Raw genomic sequence first — 20,305 nt, 5'->3', positions numbered from 1 at the left:
CTAAGACGTCGCGCAGGAATCACAGGCGGGTCTTTCCTCGATAGCCGGCCATAGCAACACCTCAAACTGCTCAGCCGGAACGGGTTCGGAATATAAAAACCCTTGGGCAAAATCACAGCCGACCGCAATGAGGAAATCCCGTTGCTCTGTTGTCTCTACCCCTTCAGCGATGACCTTTAAGCCCAGTTTGTGAGCCAGCACGACCATCGCTTCGCACAGCGCCTGATTGTCTTCATCGAAGGCAAGGTTCTGTACGAATGAACGATCGATCTTGAGGTAATCGATATCGAAGCGCCTGAGATACGCCAGCGACGAGTAACCCGTCCCGAAGTCGTCGATCGAGATCCGGATCCCTGCATCGCGGAACGTCAGCAGCTTCTCGTCAATCTTCGACTCCGCATTCAGCAACAGCCCCTCGGTTATTTCGATCGCAACACTCTGCCCCGGCATCCCTTCCTGGATCAGATATTCCGGCCATTGGATGCAGAGGAGGCTGTCTTGACGAATCTGCACGGGCGACACGTTGACGCTGATCTGGAACGACGGATGGAATCGGCTGCGCCATTGCCGCGCCTGTTGCACGGCCTGCCTGAACATCCAGTCCCCGATCGGGACGATGAGCCCCGTGTCTTCGGCCAATGGAATGAAATCCAGCGGACTGATCGTGCCGCGTTCGGGGTGCATCCATCGGATCAGTGCTTCGGCTTTGTAGATTTCTCCCGTCGCCAGGTCAACGATAGGCTGGTAATAGATCTGGAACTGCTCACCGGACAGGGCGATGCGTAGATCACTCGTGAGCCGCCGGCGCTTTTCTGCCGCCACTTGCAGGTCGGGCGTGAAGTAGCTGAAGCGATTGCGCCCCGCGTTTTTGGCCGCATACATGGCCTGGTCAGCATTCTTGAAAAGGACGTCAAGCTCGATGGTGTCGTTGGGGTAAATTGTGACGCCGACGCTCGCCGATATGAAAGCCTCGTCTTGGCCGAGCTTGAAGGGTTCGGCCAGCTTGTCGATGATCGTCTTTGCGATCCGGTCAATGCTTTCGGTGTCGTTCAGGTTGGGCAGAATGACGGTGAACTCGTCGCCGCCAAGACGCGCAACCGTGTCCGATTCGCGCACGCTCGACATGATGCGCCTGGCGGCCTCGATCAAGAGAATGTCTCCTGTGTCGTGTCCCAGCGAGTCGTTAACCTCTTTGAAGCGATCCAGGTCGATCAGCATCAAGGCCATGCACTTTCCGGAGCGACGCGACGTTCTGGCTTCATGGTCGAGACGGCCATGGAACATCTGACGGTTTGGAAGGTGGGTCAGTGCATCGAAATTGGCCTGTTCCCAGATCGTCGCCTCGAAGGCCATCCGGTCCGATAAATCACGACCGATAGCGAGCACCGAGCTCACCGCGCCCGACCGGTCAATCTCCGGAGTCAGGCGGATATGGGCGCATTGTTCCTGTCCATCTTTACTGAGCCATTTCAACTCGAATTGCCCGCTTTTTCCGCTTGAGATGGCTTCGCTTATCTTCTTCTCGTAGATGAGGGCATTCACGCCGCCCGGGATCTCCGAAGGGCGCTTGCCGAGCGATTCCCCAAGGCTGCGTCCGACTGAGGCACAGAAAGCGGGATTGGCGTAAATGCGGCGGAGGTTCCGGTCGTAGCGGGTAATCGTGTCCGGAGAATTCTCGATCAACGTCCGCGACTCGTGCTCCTTGGTAACGAGTTCCGCGGTGCGCTCAATGACAGTCTGCTCAAGCGAGGCATTGATCTCGTTGATCTTCTGGATCTTCTGCTTGATCGCTTCGCGCATTCTTTCGAAGCGCTGCGCCAGTCTGCCTAGCTCGTCTTCGCCGTCGGCATCCGCGAGCGCTTGCGCACCGTCCTCCGCCTGGGCTCCCGCATCGTTGCCTGTATCGTGCATCTTTCGCACCAGGTCCTTGAGCGGCGCCGAAATGCTGTGGGAAATAAAGTAAGCAAGGAAGATCGAAAGCAGGAAGCCCAGGATGCCGACCAGTACGATCTGGTTGCGCACCGACTGTGCTTGTGCCGTCAACTTCGCTTCCGGAATGGTGCTGACGACAAACCATGTCGTACCCGGAATCCTTGAGTACGCGGCGAAGTAGCGCGCGCGGTGCTCGCCTTCGAAGGCAACGAAACCACTCGGCTTCCCATAGGGTTCGTTATGCGCGATTTTATCGATCAGGCCAGGTTCGACGGACTCACCAGTGGTCTCGTCTGAATTCGTGGAGGTGTCGTCGGCACGGACAATCAGCTTGTTGCTGCTCGCATCGAGAACGTAGATTTCCGTTCCGCTCCCCAAGGCGACGTCATTAAAAATGGTAGAGAAATATTCGGGGCGAATCACCAGAACCAGATTGCCGATCTGCTGATTGTTGCTCTTGCTGATGATGGCCCGCACCATCCCGAGGTTTTGTTGCCCAACGCCGTTGTCGTAGCTGCCCCAGTAAGGGTGGCCGTTATGATGGGGCGCCTGCTCGACCAGGTGCATCACGCCCCGGGTCAATTGCGCGAACGCCTGCGTGTCCATGATCCGGTTGTTCTTGTCGAGCAGATATTTCTGGTTGATGAAATCAATCGATCCGTAGTGCTCCAGGAGCAGCCGGGTCATGTCCCGGCGGGCCTCGCTCTGCTCTGTTTCATTGCCGATTGCGACCCTTGTCAGCGCGCCTTGAACCCGGTCAGAGAGCACAAGTGAACTGCTCTCCGTCTCGATTTGTTCCATTCGCAGCAAGACGTTCTTGGATAGTTGCTTGACCACTTCTTTCGAAAATATCTCCGCCTTCTCCCTGATCGCTGCGGTAGATTCCACATACGATAAGTAACCCGAAAGAAGTATGGGTAGCAGCGAAAGCAAAATGAATGCGGTGATCAGCCGGTAACGAATTTCGACCCGGCGCAGCAGATCCAGCGAGAGGTACTCGAAAACGCTTCGCAGCGACCGCATGATTGAGCTCATTTGTAGTGCATCTTTGCTTCGTTCTTGACAGATTCATCCAGGAGTTTTGCCGCCTGCCTGGACGTGATCTTCTTGAACAGCACGTCTTGCATCAACTGATGCAGCCGCTCGATCGAATTGGAAGGTATGACCGAGTAGTACGGGCTGCCAGTCACGGAAAACTGACTGACCTTATTCGTGTAATCGGCAATCTGCGGGTTGCTCACCATTGCGCTATCGACTTGCTTGAAGGGCGGAATGTTCTGGCGTTTTCTTTGGAGAATGGGAAACCCCTTCCCGGCGATGAATTCGAGAAAACGCATTGCCGCGGCTTTATTGGGCGTCTCACACACCGCAAACCCGGTTTCGCTGCCAATCACAGGCACGATCTGTTTGCCGGGCGCGTTCCAGGGTGGGATAAACACACCAACCTCGAAGGGGTTGCCGTGCAGGAACAGGCCGGCTGCCCAGCTGCCGTGGAATGCCATTGCCACTTTGCCTTCCTTGAACAGACGTATGCCTTGATCGTAGTCGGTCGCCATGAACGCCTCTTGTACGTATCCACGGTCTGCAATCAGCGAAATCTTGGCAAAAATATCGGCTACCTGAGGCGTGTTTAAATCGAGCGTGCCGTCAGATATTTTCTTTTTCCAGTCCGGCTCGCGTGCCACCACATTGTTGGCAAAGCCGAAACTGAAAGGCCCGTTACCAAGCATGTTCGGGAACCCGCCGTTCCACATGATCGGTGTAAAACCCGCACGTTTGAGCTTGTCGCACACCAACAGGAACTCCTGGAAATTGGTCGGCAGGTCCTTGATCCCCGCCTTCGCGAACATGTCCTTGTTGTAGTAAATCAGCGTCATGGCCACGCCGCCTGAGATTCCAAACCGCCTGGACCGGCGACTCGTCCAGTCGCCTTTGAGAGCGTCGAGCATGTTGTTCCACGCCGACGTCCCGCCGACGTCCGCCAGGATGCCTTGGTCCGCTAATTCCGCCGCGTAGGCGTTCGGGTTCACGCTGACCAGGTCTGGCAAGTTGCCTGAGGCGATCCGTGGTTTGATATTTTCTTCGACCGAATTGCCGATCATGAACTGCACATTCACGCGTATGTCCGGATTGAGCTTGCCGAATTCGGCGGCAATCTGCAGCATCTCCTCCGGCCAGTCCGGCGCCCATATCAACGCAGTGATGGTGGTCCGGGTCGGCGTGGTTGTGTTTGAGGAGGTGTGGTCTTGCTGGCTACAACCGTACAACGACATGAGAATGACGCTGAGCAGGACAGATAGCAGGGAGGCAAGCTCAATTCGTCGCACTGGAGATTTACTTTTTGGTTGCGGGATGGAACGACCCGGCTTCAGTCGGCACTTTTGGCGCGCCTGAAAGCTAACCTTTGGAACCTGCATCGCGAAAGAGCCAACGGCATGACGATGGGGGCGACTCTCAAACGGTAAAACGCAAAGACAAGGTGAATTGAACGGATGCAGTGCTTAGACTGAATATCGGCAACGGGCGTCAATACTTTAACCAGCCCGGGGTGGGTTGCCCCGACGTGATGAGGCGCCGCCGACGCGAATACGGGTCCGTTGCCGCTCTGCAGGCGATGGCCTGGCACGAGGTGGCGTCATTGATCGTCCGACTTCTACCGGCCCCGGCCTCTTGCTTATGCACGCCGCAAACCGCGTAAACAGCTTGTCTTACGCTCGACGATCACAACCGCGGCCGAGCATGACCGGACATGCAGCCGTGCAGAGTACGAGGCGTTTTGCCCCGCGACCCGGAGGCCGTCAGGGTTTACAGTTAAACTATTTGCCATGAACGAGTGCCGTTACTGCAGAAAAATGCGTGACGAATGGGATTGCCACGGGCAGGAATGCCGTACGGCCATAGCCCGGGCTTTGCGGAGGCAGCGCCTGGGCCTGCCGATGGTGCCGAATCTCATCCGCAACGAAATTCCCGCTGGGGCGACTACGGGAGAGGTCATTACCGTCCTGTGGCGCCAGCGCGTGCGTGCTCGCCGTGCCAACGAAGAGCGCCGGAATCGTAAGGCAGAGGACGATTTCGACGGCGACTAGCCGCGAAACCGGACACCCGCGCCGACGGTTCGCCTTCAGCGACCGAAACTGCAGCGTGGGAGCCTTCGCACGCGCCACATCCAACCCCGTACAGCCCGTCAGGCGGCGCGCCGCAATGCCCGCGCTTCTAGGGCTTTACCGGCGGCAAGAGCGCTGTGTTGATGCCGTAAGGCGCGTCCCGTGCACATGCGTACGCAGTATCGCAATCGCGACAATAGCCTTCCACCGTTCGCATATTGACCGGCTCTCGGCCACATCAAGGCAAAATACGGGTTTCAGCCCTAACCGGGCTCACGAATTACGTGCCGGAACGCGCGCTTCAAGCCTTTCAACCGGCCTTGTCCCGCGGACGGCAGGATCGCTCGTTGTTCAAGCGAGCCTACAGGAGCAATTTTGTATGACCGAATCGAACATGTCTTTTTTCAGCCGATTTTCCTTGGCCATCGGTACCTTTTTCGCCGTCCTGGGTGACGGCGAATTCGCCGCCCAAGTACGTCGGCTGCGCGACGGGGCAGTAGTCGCAGCGCCAGTTTCGGCGCCGCAACCCGCACCCACGCCCACCACGATCAAGGAGACAAGCCCCGAGGCAGCGCTTCAGTTGCTGGGACTTCTCCAGCGTGGCGCGCGCTTTGTCGACTTCGTCGAAGAGGACATTGCAGGTTATTCCGATGCGGACATCGGCGCGGCCGCGAGGCTCGTGCACGACGGTTGCCGCACGACATTGCGCGAGCATTTCACGATTCGCCCGGTACGCGAAGAGGCCGAGGGCAGCCGCGTGACGCTCGCCGATGGCTTCGACGCAACGGCAATCCGGCTGACGGGCAACGTGGTCGGCAAGGCGCCGTTCACCGGCAACATCAGTCATCGTGGCTGGCGAGTGACGGAGGTCAGGCTGCCGATGCTGACCAAGACGCACGACGCGACTGTGATCGCGCAGGCCGAGGTGGAACTATGAGCGAGCCGCGCTATTCGATCGGCATCGACCTGGGCACCACCCATTGCGCCCTCTCGTATGTCGACCTCTCCGCCAGCGACGGCGAGAAGACCATTCAGGGCGTGCTGCCCATCACTCAGCTCACCGCACCGGGGGCCATCGAGGCGCCCGAACTGCTGCCCTCGTTTCTCTACCTGCCCCATCCGAGCGAACTGACGCCGGGCGATCTTGCCTTGCCGTGGACCGGCGAACGCGACTTTGCTGTCGGTGAAATGGCACGCAGCCGAGGCGCCGGGACGCCGATACGCCTGGTGTCGAGCGCCAAGAGCTGGCTGTGTCATCCGGGTGTGGACCGTCGCGCGGCCATCCTGCCGAGCGACGCGCCGCCTGAAGTGACGCGCGTCTCGCCGCTTGAAAGCTCGGTTCGCTATCTCACGCATTTGCGTGAAGCCTGGAACCATTCGCATCCCGATGCACCGTTCGACGAGCAGGACGTCACGGTGACCATTCCCGCTTCTTTCGATCCGGCAGCGAGAGAATTGACGGCCGAGGCAGCGCAAGCGGCTGGCTACACCCGCATGACGCTGCTGGAGGAGCCGCAAGCCGCGCTCTATAGCTGGATTCAGAAAAGCAACGGCGCCTGGCGCAAGCAAGTGAAGGTCGGCGACATCATCCTGGTCGTGGACGTAGGCGGTGGCACGACCGACCTGTCGTTGATCGCGGTCATCGAACGAGAAGGCAATCTTGAGTTGCATCGCGTCGCGGTCGGCGAACATATCCTGCTGGGTGGCGACAACATGGATCTGGCGCTTGCGCACGTGGTCGCGCGCAAGCTGGCTGCTCAGGGAACACAGGCCGATCCGTGGCAGCTGCGCGCGCTCACCTATGCGTGCCGGGCAGCCAAGGAAACGCTGTTGACCGACCGCAGCATAGATACGGTGCCGCTGGTCGTGCCGAGCCGTGGATCGAAACTGATTGGCGGCTCGATCCGCACTGAACTGACCCGCGACGAACTCACGCAGACGATTCTCGACGGCTTCTTTCCGCAAGTCGATGCATCGGCGCGGCCGGTGAGCCGGACCCGAGGCGGCTTGACGCAACTCGGCTTGCCGTATGCGCAGGATGCGGGCATTACGCGGCATCTCGCTGCATTCCTCGGCCGACAGGTCGCGGCACTAGCCGACCTCGACGGCCTGCAGCATGTGCCCGCCGAGAATGCGAGCTTCCTGCATCCCACAGCCGTCCTGTTCAACGGCGGCGTGTTCAAGTCGATGCTGCTCGTTGAGCGGATTCTCGATGGCCTCAACGGCTGGCTCGAAGCCGAAGGCGCGCCGTCTGCGCGCTTGTTGGGCGGCGCCGATCTCGACCTCGCGGTCGCGCGCGGCGCGGCGTACTACGGCTACGTGAAGCGCGGCAAAGGTGTACGCATTCGTGGCGGCACGGCACGCGCCTACTATATTGCGATCGAGTCGGCTATGCCTGCCGTGCCCGGTATGGAGCCGCCTGTTCAGGCGTTGTGCCTCGCGCCCTTCGGTATGGAGGAGGGCACGGACGCCGCGTTGCCGGCGCAGGAATTTGGTCTCGTGGTTGGCGAACCGGTGCACTTCCGTTTCTTTGGTTCGTCGGTACGCCGGCAAGATCAGGTTGGCACGATGCTCGACTACTGGTCGCCCGACGAGTTGCAGGAGCTGGAGGAAATCCACGCCACGTTGCCGACCGAAGGACGCACGCCCGGTGAAGTCGTGCCGGTGAAGCTGCATGCACGGATCACTGAAGCCGGCACACTGGAACTCGAAGCCGTGCCGCGCGGCACAAACGAGCGCTGGAAAGTCGAATTCGATGTGCGCGGCAGCGTGAACGCCTGAGTGCGATGAAGCACTACATCGTCGGCATCGATCTCGGTACGAGCAATACGGTGGTTGCGTACGTCGAGGCGGGTACTGACGAGATCAGAATCTTTGATATCGATCAGCTCGTGGGTCTTGGCGAGGTCGGCGCGCGAGCGTTGTTGCCGTCCGTGCGCTATCACCCGGCGCCGGGTGAGCTTGCGCCCGGTGATCTGCAATTGCCGTGGATACCTAACGATCGCGAAACGCAACCGGCCGTAATCGGACATCTCGCTCGCACGCTGGGCGCGCAGGTGCCGGGACGGCTTGTGACCAGTGCGAAAAGCTGGCTTTCGCATGCGTCGGTCGATCGTCTCGCACCAATTTTGCCGTGGGGTGCGGACGATGAAGCCGGCAAGGTCTCGCCGGTGACCGCGAGCGCCAGCTATCTGGCTCACGTGCGTGCCGCGTGGAACCACCGTTTTCCGCACGCGCTGCTCGAAGATCAGGACGTAGTGCTAACTGTTCCAGCATCGTTCGACGATGGCGCACGCGCGCTCACGCTAGAGGCCGCGCGTATCGCGAAGCTGCCTGCCTTGCGCCTGCTCGAAGAACCTCAGGCCGCTTTCTACGACTGGCTGTTTCACCATCGCGCGACGCTTGGCGCCGAACTCGCGCAGACGCGCCTCGTGCTGGTCTGCGATGTGGGCGGCGGAACAACTGACCTCACGCTGATCAAGGTGCATTTCGAGGATGGCGAGCCGCAACTGACGCGCATCGGCGTAGGCAATCATTTGATGCTCGGCGGCGACAACATGGATCTTGCGCTGGCGCATCTGGTCGAGTCGCGTTTGGCGAAGGAGCAAACGCGACTGTCGGCGGCGAGCTTGTCGCAGCTAGTGGAAAGGTGCCGCGCCGCGAAGGAACAACTGCTTGGCAAGCAAGCGCCCGACTCCGTTGCGATCACGCTGCTGGGTGCAGGAGCGCGGCTGGTTGGCGGTGCACGCACGACGGAGTTGAGCCGGCAGGAAGTCGAACAGGTCATCGTGGAAGGGTTCTTTCCAATTGGCGGCCCGGATGAATTGCCTCGCCGGTCGCGGGCCGCGCTCGTCGAATTCGGCTTGCCCTATGCGGCCGATGCGGCCATCACGCGACACATCGCAGCGTTTCTGAAAAGACTCGACGCACAGTCGCGCGATGCATTGGGTGCATCGGATGCTGCGCAAACATCGATGCCCGATACCCTGCTGCTCAACGGTGGTGTGTTCCGTGCCAAAGCGCTCTCCGGGCGTCTGGCGAGTGCGCTGGGTACATGGCGCCAACAGCCTCTGCATGTGTTGCAAAACGACCATCCCGACGTTGCTGTCGCGCGTGGCGCGGTCGCTTACGGCCTGGCACGCGCGGGACACGCACCGCGCATTGGCGGCGGCTCGCCACGCAGCTACTTCCTTGTCCTTGATAACGACGCGCAGGATGACGCGCAGGACGGCGCGCAGGCATCGCGCGGCGTGTGCTTGTTGCCACGCGGAACCGAAGAAGGCCACGAGGTCCATCTAGAGGATCGCGTGTTTGCGCTGCGGCTCGGGCATCCGGTGCGCTTCCACCTGGTCTCTACTGTCGCCGATACAGCGTGGCAGCCAGGCGAGCTGGTCGACTTTACGACGGGCGATTTTGTGCGCTTGCCGCCGCTCGCAACGGTGGTGCAGCAGCAAGACGCAAATGGGCCACGCGAGCGACCGGTCAGGCTCACGACATCACTGACGGAACTCGGCCGGCTGGAGATGCATTGCATTGCAACCGACGATGCTTCGCAACGATGGTTGCTTGAGTTCCAGTTGCGTCGCGACAATGCTGAGCAAGACGTCTCCGCGGCCATACGAAATCCGTCGCTCGACAGAGCCATTGAACTCATCGACCGGACGTTCGGCGCTCGCTCGGCGAATGTCGATCCCAAGGAAATAAAGCGCCTGCGTGCAGGACTCGAACAGCTATTGGGACCGCGTCAGAGTTGGGATAGCGCATTGCTTCGCGAACTGTTCGGGGCGCTCTGGGAACGCGCCGGCCGGCGGCGGCGTTCAGCGGATCATGAACGCCTATGGTTGAATCTGGCCGGCTACTGCGTGCGGCCAGGATTTGGCTACCCGCTCGACGAATGGCGCGTTGAACAGCTTTGGTCGTTATTCGACGATGGCATTCAGTATGTCAACGAGAGCCAGGTGTGGTCGGAATGGTGGACGTTATGGCGCCGCGCGGCGGGCGGCTTGCATGAGGATGCACAGCTTCAGGTGCTCGATGCAATGGCCTGGCTTCAGGCGGCTGCGGGCACGAAGCGGCACAAGCTGCCCTTCGATCCCTCGAAGGTGGGCATCGCGGACATGCTGCGCCTTTACGCATCGCTTGAACGCATTCCTGTCGATCGCAAAATCGATATCGCGGAACAGCTTTTGGTCCGGCTTCAGCGGCCCTCGGAAAATCATCAGGGCTGGTGGGCAATTGGACGCATGGGTGCACGTCGGCCGTTCTATGGCAGCGCGCATGGTGTCGTGCCGGCGGACGTGGCGACCCGATGGCTGGACACAATCCTCGCGCTGGACTGGAAAAAGGTTGAGCCTGCCGCGTTTGCCGCCGCGCAAATCGCTCGCATGACGGGCGACCGTTCAAGGGATCTGCAGGAGCCGATCCGCGAAACTGTCGTGCGACGACTCGAAGCCGCGAATGCGCCGTCCGCGTGGGTCGACATGGTTCGTGAAGTCGTGACGCTCGATAACGCAGATACCGGGCGCGTATTCGGAGAGTCACTGCCTGCCGGATTAAAACTGATTATTGGTTGATGCGTTTTTCGAGTGGCTTTCTACCGACGCGAATGCAAGCACACGGTCGCCTGAATGATTGTCGCGGTAGTGAAAATTAGTGAAGATCGCTTCCCGTCCCACAGCACTTCTTGAACTTCTTGCCGGAACCGCACGGGCACGGATCGTTACGGCCTACTTTCGGACTCGTGCGCTGGATCGTCGTCGACGCGAGCGCGCGTTCAAACACTGCTTTTCGGAACGGAAGCCAATAATTGTGGATCGAGGCGACGTAGACGGGAATCAGTTCCGCAAACTTTTCACGTTGATCGGGACGAAGGACGAGCGACTTCTCTTCTTCAGCAAGGTCCGAAGAGCCAAGCAAATGAAATGGCTTTAGCCATTCCTGCCCATCCGGGTTATCGAATAGCGGTTGCCACGCTGACCGGCACAAGTTGAGACCTTGCATGAAACCAAGCGCCCACATTTCGGCGTCGACATAAGAGCGAGGATCGTCTGAAAACTTACGCTGACTCAAGATTGGCCGAAATGAGTAAGGATCATTCTCCATGATCTCGATAATGCTGTTGTAGTGCCTGATGATAAGACCCATGACGCGGTCGGCCTGCTTCTTCGATTTGAATTCAGGCGCGTCCTCAGGTTCCGGCCCCCAGACACCCGGTAGCCATTGACTCGGCATCAGTGTGATCGGACCGATCGCTATTGCGCTCAGATAACCGTCAAGACTTTCGGCTGTCAACGCCTCATCCGACATTACATCGGATAGCAGGATCTGGTTGAGTTTGTTCAGTTCGTCATCGGACAGCAGAGGCATGTTGGAGATCGGTCCTGAGTTTGGTTGGATCACGGCAGCGCAGGCGATCTATAGAACTGCCGGCGGTGATGCAATGTCCGGGGCAGTTTCCGTGCGCCAAACCCACATTTTAACCGCGACCGGCAAAGCGGCTTTGGAACCTGCCTCAGCGGGTGTTGCAACGCGTCAGACCTTCATTAGCGATCCCCTGTCTGAAAAACGAAATACTGTTTAAGCATGTTTCGATAAACATCATTCAACCCGGATTTATAGGCTTTCGCGCTACACGAAAGTCAATCCAATGTTGCGAACGGGAGACACGGCAATAGAAAACCAATCCCGATTTGCTTTGAAGGAAATATTATCCCGCTTGCGATCAAAAATCGCGAACGGACTTCTAGCGTTACATACGCCAGAAGTTGCTCATCAAATCAATAGGGGGAGACACTCTGTGAAGAAGACTATTAGCGCCATCGGCGGCGCACTCATCGCCCTTTCTGCCCAATCCGCCTTAGCGCAAAGCTCGGTCACGCTGTACGGTATCGTCGACACGAGCGTCCGTTATCTCACCAATGCCAATGCAAATAACGACAGCCAGGTATCGATGGGCGTTGGCCCGATCACCGGTAGCCGATGGGGCTTGAAGGGATCTGAGGATCTGGGCGGTGGCTTGTCTGCGGTGTTCCGTCTCGAAGACGGCTTCAATCTCTGGAACGGCCAGTTTGCAAGCGCGAATACGCTCTTCAACCGGATGGCTTACGTCGGGCTGTCGAGCAACCAATATGGCACGGTCACCGTGGGTCGCCAGAACACGCCGCTGTTCGATCAGTTAGGGAATGTCTATGACCCGTTGACTGTGGGTAACTTCGATCAGGACGGCTGGTTGCCGGGCGCACTCGGCTATGGCCTGCGGCAGAACAACTCCGTCAAGTACAACGGCCAGTTTGGCGGCGTGAACGTGGAAGCCATGTACGGCTTCGGCAACGTAGCCGGCAGCACCGGCGCGAGCAACATGTACGGCTTGACGGCTTCATACACGTTCGCCGGCTTGTCTCTTGATGCGGGCTTCCAGCAGAACAGCGACGTGCACAACAACAAGTTCAATGTTGTCAACGTGAGCGCGGTCTATGCATTCAGCACGGTCAAGGCCTTCGCGGGCTGGCTGCATTCGCAGGACAACACGGGCATGGTCGACATCTTCATGTCGGCTGCAAACTCACCGGCTGCCAATTTCGCGGCGCCTGTGACGAACACGAACCGCATCGACGATGGGTTCTACACCGGTGCCACGTGGCAGGTCACTCCGCCGTTGCTGCTGACCGCGGCGGCCTATTACGATCACTCCCGCAATGCGCTGGACGCCGACGGAACCACGCTTAGCCGCGGCGTCCGCTACTCGGGCGTGCTGCTCGCCGAATACTCGCTGTCCAAGCGGACAGAAGTGTATGGCACGGTCGATTTCATCCGTGGCACTGGCGCGGCGCAAGCAGACTTCCCGGGACGCAACAACCAGACCGGCGTTGCGGTCGGCTTTCGCAACATATTCTGATGTGGGCTGCCCGGTTTAACGCCGGGCATGACACTTCTGACCAAACGGCGTGCACTCAATGGTGCGCGCCGTGTTTTTACGCATGCAGCGAATTGCAGCACGCCATCAGATCAACAGTTCGACTGACTGCAGCACGTGGCGTGTTTCCGGCAAACTCGATTCGCATCCCTCGCGAATCGTTTCGATCATGCATTCTATAAAGCACTCCGACGCGGCACTCGCGGGATGACCGTTGCGTGAGATGACGCTGACCATCGCGTCATCGAGTTGCTCGCGCAATGGAATAGCGCACAGCCCTTCTTTGGCCGCACAGACCTCGACGAGCGGCCACGGAAATACGCTGACCATGTCGGTTTTTTTGAGCAATGCAATGGCAATCGAAACTGAATGCGTCAGATGAATCTTTCGCGGCACGGGCACGTTGTATCGGGTGAACATGTTGTCGACGAGCGCATTTTCGTTCAACGGATCCCACGTCAATACCCAGTCCAGATCGCTCAGATCCGCCAGTGAGTGGCAATTCGCTCGCGGATGTCCCTCGCGAGCGACGAGCGCGCACGTCGACGAAAACAGTGGCCGATACTGAAATTCAACACCGAACGCTCCAGGCTCCGGCCGGCCGATAAAGAAATCGAGGCTGCCGTCGCGCAAGCGCGGATTGGCAATCGACAACAATCCCTCGAAGAACTCCAGGCGGATATCGGGCATGCGCTCGCAAAAGCGCGTGACCGTGTCCGCCAGGAACGTCATGGCGATCCATGGGGTGACAGCGACCGTGAGCTTGCCCTGCGTGGCGCCTCGCAGGGCGTTCATGGCGTCCTGGGCGCGGGTCATCTGCCCGTAGATCAGTCTGGCGTGAACCAGCAGCGCCTGGCCGCTCTCCGTGAGCGTGACGCCTGACGACGTGCGCACCACCAGCGGCATCTGCACGCTTTCCTCAAGCTGGCGCAGGCTCTTGGTGATCGCCGCCGGAGACGCTTTCAACACGCGTGCCGCGCCGCGCACACCGCCTGCTTCGGCAATGGCGATCAGTGTGCGGATTTGATGAAGTTTCATACGCTCTCGATAATAAAGACGGTTAGCGCGGGTGTTCACTTCTGGTTGCCACGTTCACGATTCTAGCTCTCCCGCCTCGTTTTCTGTCGCGCTACGGTAGCGTCACCCGATGAAGCTCCGGGGTTGCTTAGGGACTCACAGGGACCCACACGAATGACTGCTTCTATCGACATCGACTGAACGCCGAACGCTCAAACTGATTCAATACCGACGGGGAACTCCATGAAACACGTAAGGCTTTCAGCCCTTTGCGCACTGGCGATGTTGCCCCTTGCCGTTCTTGCACAGGACAAAGAGGCGATTCGCTTTGGCGTCGATCCGAGCTATCCGCCGTTCGAGTCGAAGGCGCCCGATGGATCGTTCACGGGTTTCGATATTGACCTGGGCAACGCGATCTGCGCGCAGCTCCATCAGAAGTGCGTGTGGGTCGAGCAGACCTTCGACGGCATGATCCCGGCGCTCAAGGCGCGCAAGTTCGACGCCATACTCTCGGCAATGTCGGCTACACCGGCGCGGCGTCAGCAGATTGACTTCAGCAACCGCCTTTACAACAGCAGCTCGGCATTGATTGCGCGCACGGGATCGAGTCTTGAGCCGACCGCGCAGGCGTTGCAGGGAAGAAGCGTGGGGGTTGTGCAGGGTTCGACCCAGGAGAGTTATGCGAAGGCGGAGTGGGCGCCGAAGAACGTGACGGTGGTGTCGTATCAGACGCAGGACCAGATCTACCAGGACCTGGTGACGAATCGTCTCGATGCGGCATTTCAGGCCGCCGTGCAAGCTGACTTTGGCTTTCTGAAGACGCCGCAAGGCAAGGGTTTCGCGCTGGTGGGCAAGCCGGTGGGGGACAGTCGCGTGGCGGGCGATGTGGCGATCGGTATCCGGAAGGGCGACACGCCGATGGCAACGCAGATCAACCAGGCCATTGCCGCGATACGTCAGGACGGCGTGTATCAACAGGTCGCTGCGAAGTATTTTAATTTTAATATTTACGGCGATTGAGCGTCAGAACTCAGCCCATTCTTTCTCGTAGGGAGTCAGGTATGTCGGAGACTTTGGAGACCGTAACCGCTCGTCTTGAGCGGGCCGTCACCCGGCAATTGGTGGAAGATTTTCATCGCGATGGCGCGGTGTGTATTCGCCAGATATTCACGCAGGAAGAAGTTGCTTTGCTGCGTGGGGGTATCGATAGCAATCTGCAAGCGCCTAGTCCGCGTGCGAAAGTCGCGAGCCGCCCCGACGATCCGGGCTGGTTCTTCGAGGATTTCTGCAATTGGCAGGATAACGAAGCATATCGTCAGTTTATTTTTCAATCGGCTGCACCCGCGGTTGCCGCGGCGTTGTTGGGGGGCGAGACAATACGGCTTTACCACGATCATCTGCTGGTGAAGGAGCCGAATACGCGGCAGCGTACGCCGTGGCATCAGGACCAGCCTTACTACAACATCACCGGTCGCGATAACGTCAGCATGTGGATCCCGGTCGATCCTGTTTCTCAAGCGTCGAGGCTGGAGTTTGTCGCGGGCTCGCATCTCGGGCCGTGGCTGATGCCGCGTACGTTCATGGACAATCAGGCGAAGTGGTTTCCGGAAGGCAGTCTTGCGGATCTGCCGGATATCGAAGCTGACCGGGACGCTTATCCGATCATTGGATGGACGCTGGAACCGGGCGATATGGTGTGTTTTAACATGCTGACGTTGCATGCGTCTGGCGGTGTGAGCGGGCAGACACGGCGGCGTGCGTTCTCGGTTCGATTTATCGGCGACGATGTTCGGCACGCGCCGCGCCGTTGGCATACGTCGCCCGAGTTCCCGGGTCTCGCGGAGACGCTCAGTGAAGGCGCGCGAATGGAGCATCCGCTGTTTCCTGTTGTCTGGCCTGCGGCTTGAGGAAGGCGATAGCGAGTTGCCGCTCGACCGGTCGCCGAGCGGCAACTCGATGCGCGCAGGCTTTGCGCTGGTGAAGACGAAATCGACAGGCTGCTCGAATTCGCTTTCTCCCAAACTAGCTTGCGGAGTTTGTGTGCGTGACATCAATAGAGGCGCTGACGCATAAGGCGGTCGTGCACCATTCTGAAAGCCTCTCGGACGAAGCGTTTGAAGCGCTCATCGACGAGGCCACACGGCTCGTAGTCCGCTATCTGCAGTCGTCGCCGTGGTTGACGAGCGGACTGTGAGCACTCGCGAGGGCTTTGAGTCCTAATGGACGAGTTGTTGGCGGAATACGGTGGTCAGGTCAGAGCCTAGCCGCCGCGTCCTGCGGGTTTGACTTGCGATTGAACGGGTGCGAGGCGGTAATCCTCGCGCCCGTATGGACATCAGTTGCGCGGGATACCCATCTTCTCCATCGTCAGGGTTTCGTCGGCGCGCCCCCAGCCGCCGTCGGCGACCTCATCCACTAGAACCATCGAGTAAGGACGGACGCCCTCGCCGAAGTACTCGACGAACATGGCCGTCGTGCGATGGATGATTTCTTCTTTTTTCGCGGCATCGAGCGTGCCTTCCGGAAACTTGTAATTGGCAAATGGCATGAAACACTCCTTTATTGAGGATTGAAAACGAGGTGTCGGTTTTCGCCACCTGGACATTGCGAAGGTGGCCGACTGCCTTGAGAGCGATTATTCCAGCGCGGGGTACTTGGATAAATGGTGGTAAATTGCCATGACTATTCAATGGGAATAACTAATCGAGGTCGGCGGATATGGATCGCTTTGACACGCTGCAGTTGTTCGTCCGGATCGTCGAGCAGGGCAGTTTCACCAGAGGCGCAAGCATGGTGGACATCCCGCGCGCGACCGCGACCTATGCCATCAAGGCACTTGAGGCGCGGCTCGGCACGCGGTTACTCGAGCGAACGACGCGGCACGTGCGGCCGACACTCGACGGCCAGGCTTTTTACGAGCGCTGCGTGCGCATCCTGAGCGAGATCGACGATGCGGAGTCGTCGTTCTCGCATCAGACCAGCAACCCGCGTGGCGTGTTGAGGCTGGACCTGCATGGCACGCATGCCACACGCATCGTGTTGCCGCGCATCGACGAGTTTCGTGCGCGCTATCCGGGTATCGAACTGGTGGTGAGTAGCGGCGATCGCCTCGTCGACCTCGTGCGCGAAGGTGTCGATTGCGTGATCCGCGGGGGGCGTCCGCGTGACTCGTCACTGATCGCGCGGCCCGTGGCCGTCGTGCCGCAGATCATTTGCGCGAGCCCCGCCTATCTGGAGCGATTGGGTATGCCCTCGACACCGGCTGACCTGACCTCGCATGAAGCCGTCGGCTTCTTTTCCCCGACGAGCGAGTCCTCCTATGCGATCGAACTGCGCATTGAGCGGAAGATCACTGAATTCAAGCTGCGGAAATGGATCTCGGTGGGCGACGCTGAGAATTATCTCGTCTGCGCGTTGCGCGGGGCGGGTCTGATCCAGTTGCCCCGCTTCCACGTAGAGGACGAGCTCGCCGATGGTCGCCTTGTCGAGGTCCTGAAGGAGTGGGAGAGTCCCGGCTTACCCATCAATATTCTCTATCCCCAGCACCGGCAGCTTGCGCCGAGGGTCCGTGCTTTCGTGGATTGGGCGAGTCAGGTGTACGCGGCGAAATTCGGCGGTGAGAACGGGTTGAATGCAAGGGTGCTATAGACCTTCACGAAAGAGTGTGAATGGCGGCAAAGGCCGACGACCTGTCGACCGCCGTCAAAACACTGAAGAGTGCTATTCGGCCAAAACGGCCATCCGGCATCAAATCAAAAAATCACCGTTTTCAGGTAGAAACCGGACAGAACCGGTTGCTACAATTTGGCTAGGAAGGAGTGTTGGCCGCGATCCACCAGGAGCGGTCATTGCAGAGCAGTCCTCGCGCCACGAGCGTACTTCTGATTTGGCGCTCGCCAGAACAGGCGGTGAGCGAGTGTCCAAAAATATCGCTCAATAGACACACGTAAAAGCGTCGGATTCTTGCACCAAAGGAAAACATGCTTAGATTCAAAATCACGGCTACAAGTGTAGATCTCGAATACGAAGGAGATTTGGGAAGTAATAACCAATGGGTCTGGGAGGAGATGAAGACCAACAATGTGACGCGGGTATCCCGCGTATTCTCGTTCGAAATAACGGATCTGCTAAACCCTCCCACGCCCACACAAGATTTCGAAAATTACGTGTATCGGTTTCAGTTCGGCACATTCGAAGATGGCTATGTGAAGATACCTGGACGGTTCCTCGATATCAAGAACAACTTGCTCATAAGTCGTGATGTGACTCTCAAGCGGTCGATCTTTGCTGCTGAGCGCAACGTTTCGATTTTTGGTCGGCTATCAGAGCTACTAGAACACTCCGAGCCCATCGTTATTGGAGGACAGCGTCTCGACGCAATCCCGTGGGAGGTATTTCAGGAATTACTCAAAAAATTTCCAAACACCTATGAACTCGATCGCTATGCTAATGCCCGCGTTCACGCGATCCTTTCTCAGTACCTAAACGGAATGAAGGATGCACGAGGTCGCTATGAGAACTATCTCAACAAAAAGACGTCGCTCACCAGCACCGCGAAACTCGATTTGGATGTCTTGAAGAAACTGGAGGTCGAGAAATACGTCTTGATCCGAGACCTGATCAACGATGCCTTGGAGACCAAGAAGGATTGGTCCGAGGGCGACTGGCAGCAGCTGATGCTGTCCTTCCTGCTACTATTGTTCCCGAAGTACATTAAGGTGCTTGAGAACATCACTATCCACGACTACTACAGCGACCACAGCAAGAAGACCAATCGTTATATCGACATCGGTTTAGTTGACGTCAATGGCAATCTCGACGTCATCGAGGTCAAGAAACCTTTCGATGACAACATCCTTCGCAAGAGTCCTTACCGCGGCAATAGCATCCCGACCTCCGAGCTGAGCGGCAGCATCATGCAGGCTGAGAAGTATCTCTTCCATTTGTCGAAATGGGGCGTCAACGGCGAAAACGCACTCACCAAAAAGTATGCTACTGAACTGCCGCCCGGCATGAGGATCCGAATCTCCAACCCTAAGGCGATCATCATCGTCGGGCGCGATCAGATCGGCGGTGCCAGCATGACTAGCAGTCAGCTGCTGGACTTCGAGGTGATAAAGCGCCAATACACGAACATGATGGATATCATCACATACGATGACCTGTTGCGACGGCTCGACAATACCATTGTTGCTCTTGGTGGTTGATAGATTAGGCTTGACCAGCATCGCCTTCTCGCACTGCCCCGCTCCACCCTGTGAGGAGACCTTGTCCAAGGGCAACAGTTGGCAAGACGCGGGAACGGGAAATGTCCGTAAAGGGGTCGACTGCGTTATTACCGCGTGTCACTCGTGTCGTGGCTGGTTTTCCTCAATTAAACAGCTACCGACCGAGATGATTCAATTACGCACTGAGGTTAACAATTTTCGTGGTGAATTCCTTTAACTCGCGGGCGGCGTGGCCCCAAAACACGACGTGAGCGGCGATATTGCGCTTTTCAACTTATCAATCGCCGAAACGTAATCAGACGCAAACCGGGCGGCCGGTAATTGGCCCATCTCGTGCTCTCCGCCCGCGAACCCGGGCGGCGATTTTTCAATTATTAAGCTATTCGATAAACAGTGCGTTGCTCATCGAAACCGAAATCGGGACCAAAGAGAAGGGCGATACATCACGATACCCCCCGACAAGCCCAGCAAGAACGATGGACCCACCGGGGTTAAAAAATACCAAACAACCCAAGCAACCCATCAACTTACCCGAGAAGTATCAAAGCACCAAATCACCCACCCGCCAGCGACTTCCCTTGCGAAAGAATCTTGTCACAAACCTGCTTGGTAACCTGCTGCTTCAACCCACCCCCACTCAGATCCACGGACTTCCCATCGCCACTTTTCAAAAGACCGGCAGCCCCAGCCGTATACCCACTATCCGACGATGCAGCCGACGTCCCGCCCAGCTTGCTCATCAACGAATCCTTAACCGACGACGCTCCATTCCCACTGAGATAATTGTTCTTGATACAGAACTGCAGCACCCCTGCAACATTACTCGTACTACCCGACGTCAGCGATGACCCGGTCAACCCGCCAGTCATACCGCTCATGCTCCCCAGGCTGCTGAGCCCGGTGGACGATGAACCATCAGAGCTTCCGCCTCCCTTCAACAAATTGCCAAGCTGCGCGTGAGCGGCTGAAAAGGGTAACAACATTGCAATTGCGATGCCTGCAACTGTGCGGCGATACATGCGGACTTTCATACTCGGACTCCTTCAGTGACTAAAACCAGCCTCTAATATAGTGCGTTTCTCGCAAGACGTTGAATAAGAACGCCCTCGGCT

At 58.2% G+C, this 20,305-nt stretch carries 17 protein-coding genes; 11 read left to right on the top strand and 6 right to left on the bottom strand.

All coding sequences use genetic code 11. The annotated features are described in order from the left end of the window. Complete coding sequence (locus GSQ93_RS22685; protein ID WP_158937885.1) at positions 1-2,967, bottom strand: EAL domain-containing protein; 2,967 nt, start codon at positions 2,965-2,967, stop codon at positions 1-3. Continuing rightward, positions 2,964-4,205 (bottom strand): ABC transporter substrate-binding protein, encoded by a 1,242-nt coding sequence (locus GSQ93_RS22680; RefSeq protein ID WP_174254669.1) that lies wholly within the window; start codon positions 4,203-4,205, stop codon positions 2,964-2,966. Before GSQ93_RS22680 ends, GSQ93_RS22685 begins: the two co-directional genes overlap by 4 nt. Positions 4,206-4,757: 552 nt before the next feature. Between GSQ93_RS22680 and GSQ93_RS38220 the strand changes: the two genes are divergently transcribed. The 4 genes from GSQ93_RS38220 (at position 4,758) to GSQ93_RS22660 (ending at position 10,609) form a co-directional block, all read left to right on the top strand. Continuing rightward, positions 4,758-5,018: a hypothetical protein gene (locus GSQ93_RS38220; RefSeq protein WP_158937883.1), complete on the top strand. Its 261-nt coding sequence runs from the start codon at positions 4,758-4,760 to the stop codon at positions 5,016-5,018. Positions 5,019-5,415: 397 nt separating this feature from the next. Beyond that, the gene (locus GSQ93_RS22670; RefSeq protein ID WP_158937882.1) at positions 5,416-5,973 is read left to right on the top strand and encodes a DUF2760 domain-containing protein; all 558 of its coding nucleotides are present in this window, start codon (positions 5,416-5,418) and stop codon (positions 5,971-5,973) included. After that, a complete protein-coding gene (locus GSQ93_RS22665) occupies positions 5,970-7,817 on the top strand; it encodes an Hsp70 family protein (RefSeq protein ID WP_158937881.1) in 1,848 nt (615 codons plus the stop codon). Before GSQ93_RS22670 ends, GSQ93_RS22665 begins: the two co-directional genes overlap by 4 nt. Positions 7,818-7,822: 5 nt before the next feature. Next, positions 7,823-10,609 (top strand): Hsp70 family protein, encoded by a 2,787-nt coding sequence (locus tag GSQ93_RS22660; protein WP_158937880.1) that lies wholly within the window; start codon positions 7,823-7,825, stop codon positions 10,607-10,609. Positions 10,610-10,685: 76 nt separating this feature from the next. Here the strand turns inward: GSQ93_RS22660 and GSQ93_RS22655 are convergent, their stop codons facing one another. Further along, positions 10,686-11,402, bottom strand: a complete 717-nt coding sequence (locus GSQ93_RS22655; RefSeq protein ID WP_158937879.1) for a UPF0149 family protein — start codon at positions 11,400-11,402, stop codon at positions 10,686-10,688. Between GSQ93_RS22655 and GSQ93_RS22650 the strand changes: the two genes are divergently transcribed. Beyond that, positions 11,401-11,616: a hypothetical protein gene (locus tag GSQ93_RS22650; RefSeq protein ID WP_158937878.1), complete on the top strand. Its 216-nt coding sequence runs from the start codon at positions 11,401-11,403 to the stop codon at positions 11,614-11,616. The genes GSQ93_RS22655 and GSQ93_RS22650 overlap by 2 nt on opposite strands. 216 nt (positions 11,617-11,832) lie before the next feature. Then, entirely contained in the window at positions 11,833-12,930 is a 1,098-nt protein-coding gene (locus GSQ93_RS22645; protein ID WP_158937877.1) for a porin, read from the top strand. Between the two features lie 105 nt (positions 12,931-13,035). On the opposite strand, the gene GSQ93_RS22640 is transcribed toward GSQ93_RS22645, so the two are convergent. Next, a complete protein-coding gene (locus GSQ93_RS22640) occupies positions 13,036-13,986 on the bottom strand; it encodes a LysR substrate-binding domain-containing protein (protein WP_158937876.1) in 951 nt (316 codons plus the stop codon). 222 nt (positions 13,987-14,208) lie between these two features. On the opposite strand from GSQ93_RS22640, the gene GSQ93_RS22635 reads away from it, so the two are divergent. The 3 genes from GSQ93_RS22635 to GSQ93_RS22625 all read left to right on the top strand — a co-directional run bounded on the left by GSQ93_RS22635 (position 14,209) and on the right by GSQ93_RS22625 (position 16,159). Continuing rightward, positions 14,209-14,985, top strand: a complete 777-nt coding sequence (locus GSQ93_RS22635; RefSeq protein WP_158937875.1) for an ABC transporter substrate-binding protein — start codon at positions 14,209-14,211, stop codon at positions 14,983-14,985. 41 nt (positions 14,986-15,026) lie between these two features. Continuing rightward, complete coding sequence (locus tag GSQ93_RS22630; protein ID WP_158937874.1) at positions 15,027-15,872, top strand: phytanoyl-CoA dioxygenase family protein; 846 nt, start codon at positions 15,027-15,029, stop codon at positions 15,870-15,872. A 137-nt stretch (positions 15,873-16,009) separates the two neighbouring features. After that, positions 16,010-16,159, top strand: coding sequence for a hypothetical protein (locus GSQ93_RS22625; protein ID WP_158937873.1), 150 nt, complete (start codon positions 16,010-16,012; stop codon positions 16,157-16,159). Between the two features lie 141 nt (positions 16,160-16,300). Here GSQ93_RS22625 and GSQ93_RS22620 read toward each other — a convergent pair whose 3' ends face one another. Then, complete coding sequence (locus tag GSQ93_RS22620; RefSeq protein WP_133894772.1) at positions 16,301-16,513, bottom strand: 4-oxalocrotonate tautomerase family protein; 213 nt, start codon at positions 16,511-16,513, stop codon at positions 16,301-16,303. Between the two features lie 170 nt (positions 16,514-16,683). Between GSQ93_RS22620 and GSQ93_RS22615 the strand changes: the two genes are divergently transcribed. Then, a complete protein-coding gene (locus GSQ93_RS22615) occupies positions 16,684-17,613 on the top strand; it encodes a LysR family transcriptional regulator (protein ID WP_158937872.1) in 930 nt (309 codons plus the stop codon). 419 nt (positions 17,614-18,032) lie between these two features. Further along, positions 18,033-19,172 (top strand): Shedu immune nuclease family protein, encoded by a 1,140-nt coding sequence (locus tag GSQ93_RS22610; protein ID WP_216857656.1) that lies wholly within the window; start codon positions 18,033-18,035, stop codon positions 19,170-19,172. Between the two features lie 575 nt (positions 19,173-19,747). Here the strand turns inward: GSQ93_RS22610 and GSQ93_RS22605 are convergent. Then, a complete protein-coding gene (locus GSQ93_RS22605; RefSeq protein WP_158937870.1) occupies positions 19,748-20,224 on the bottom strand; it encodes a DUF2501 domain-containing protein in 477 nt (158 codons plus the stop codon). Between the last annotated feature and the right edge of the window lie 81 nt (positions 20,225-20,305).

The sequence above is a fragment of the Burkholderia sp. S171 genome, from assembly GCF_009766085.1.
Taxonomy (GTDB): domain Bacteria; phylum Pseudomonadota; class Gammaproteobacteria; order Burkholderiales; family Burkholderiaceae; genus Caballeronia.
The sequence above is the reverse complement of the archived record's forward strand: the minus strand, read 5'-3'. Positions and strand labels throughout refer to the sequence as shown.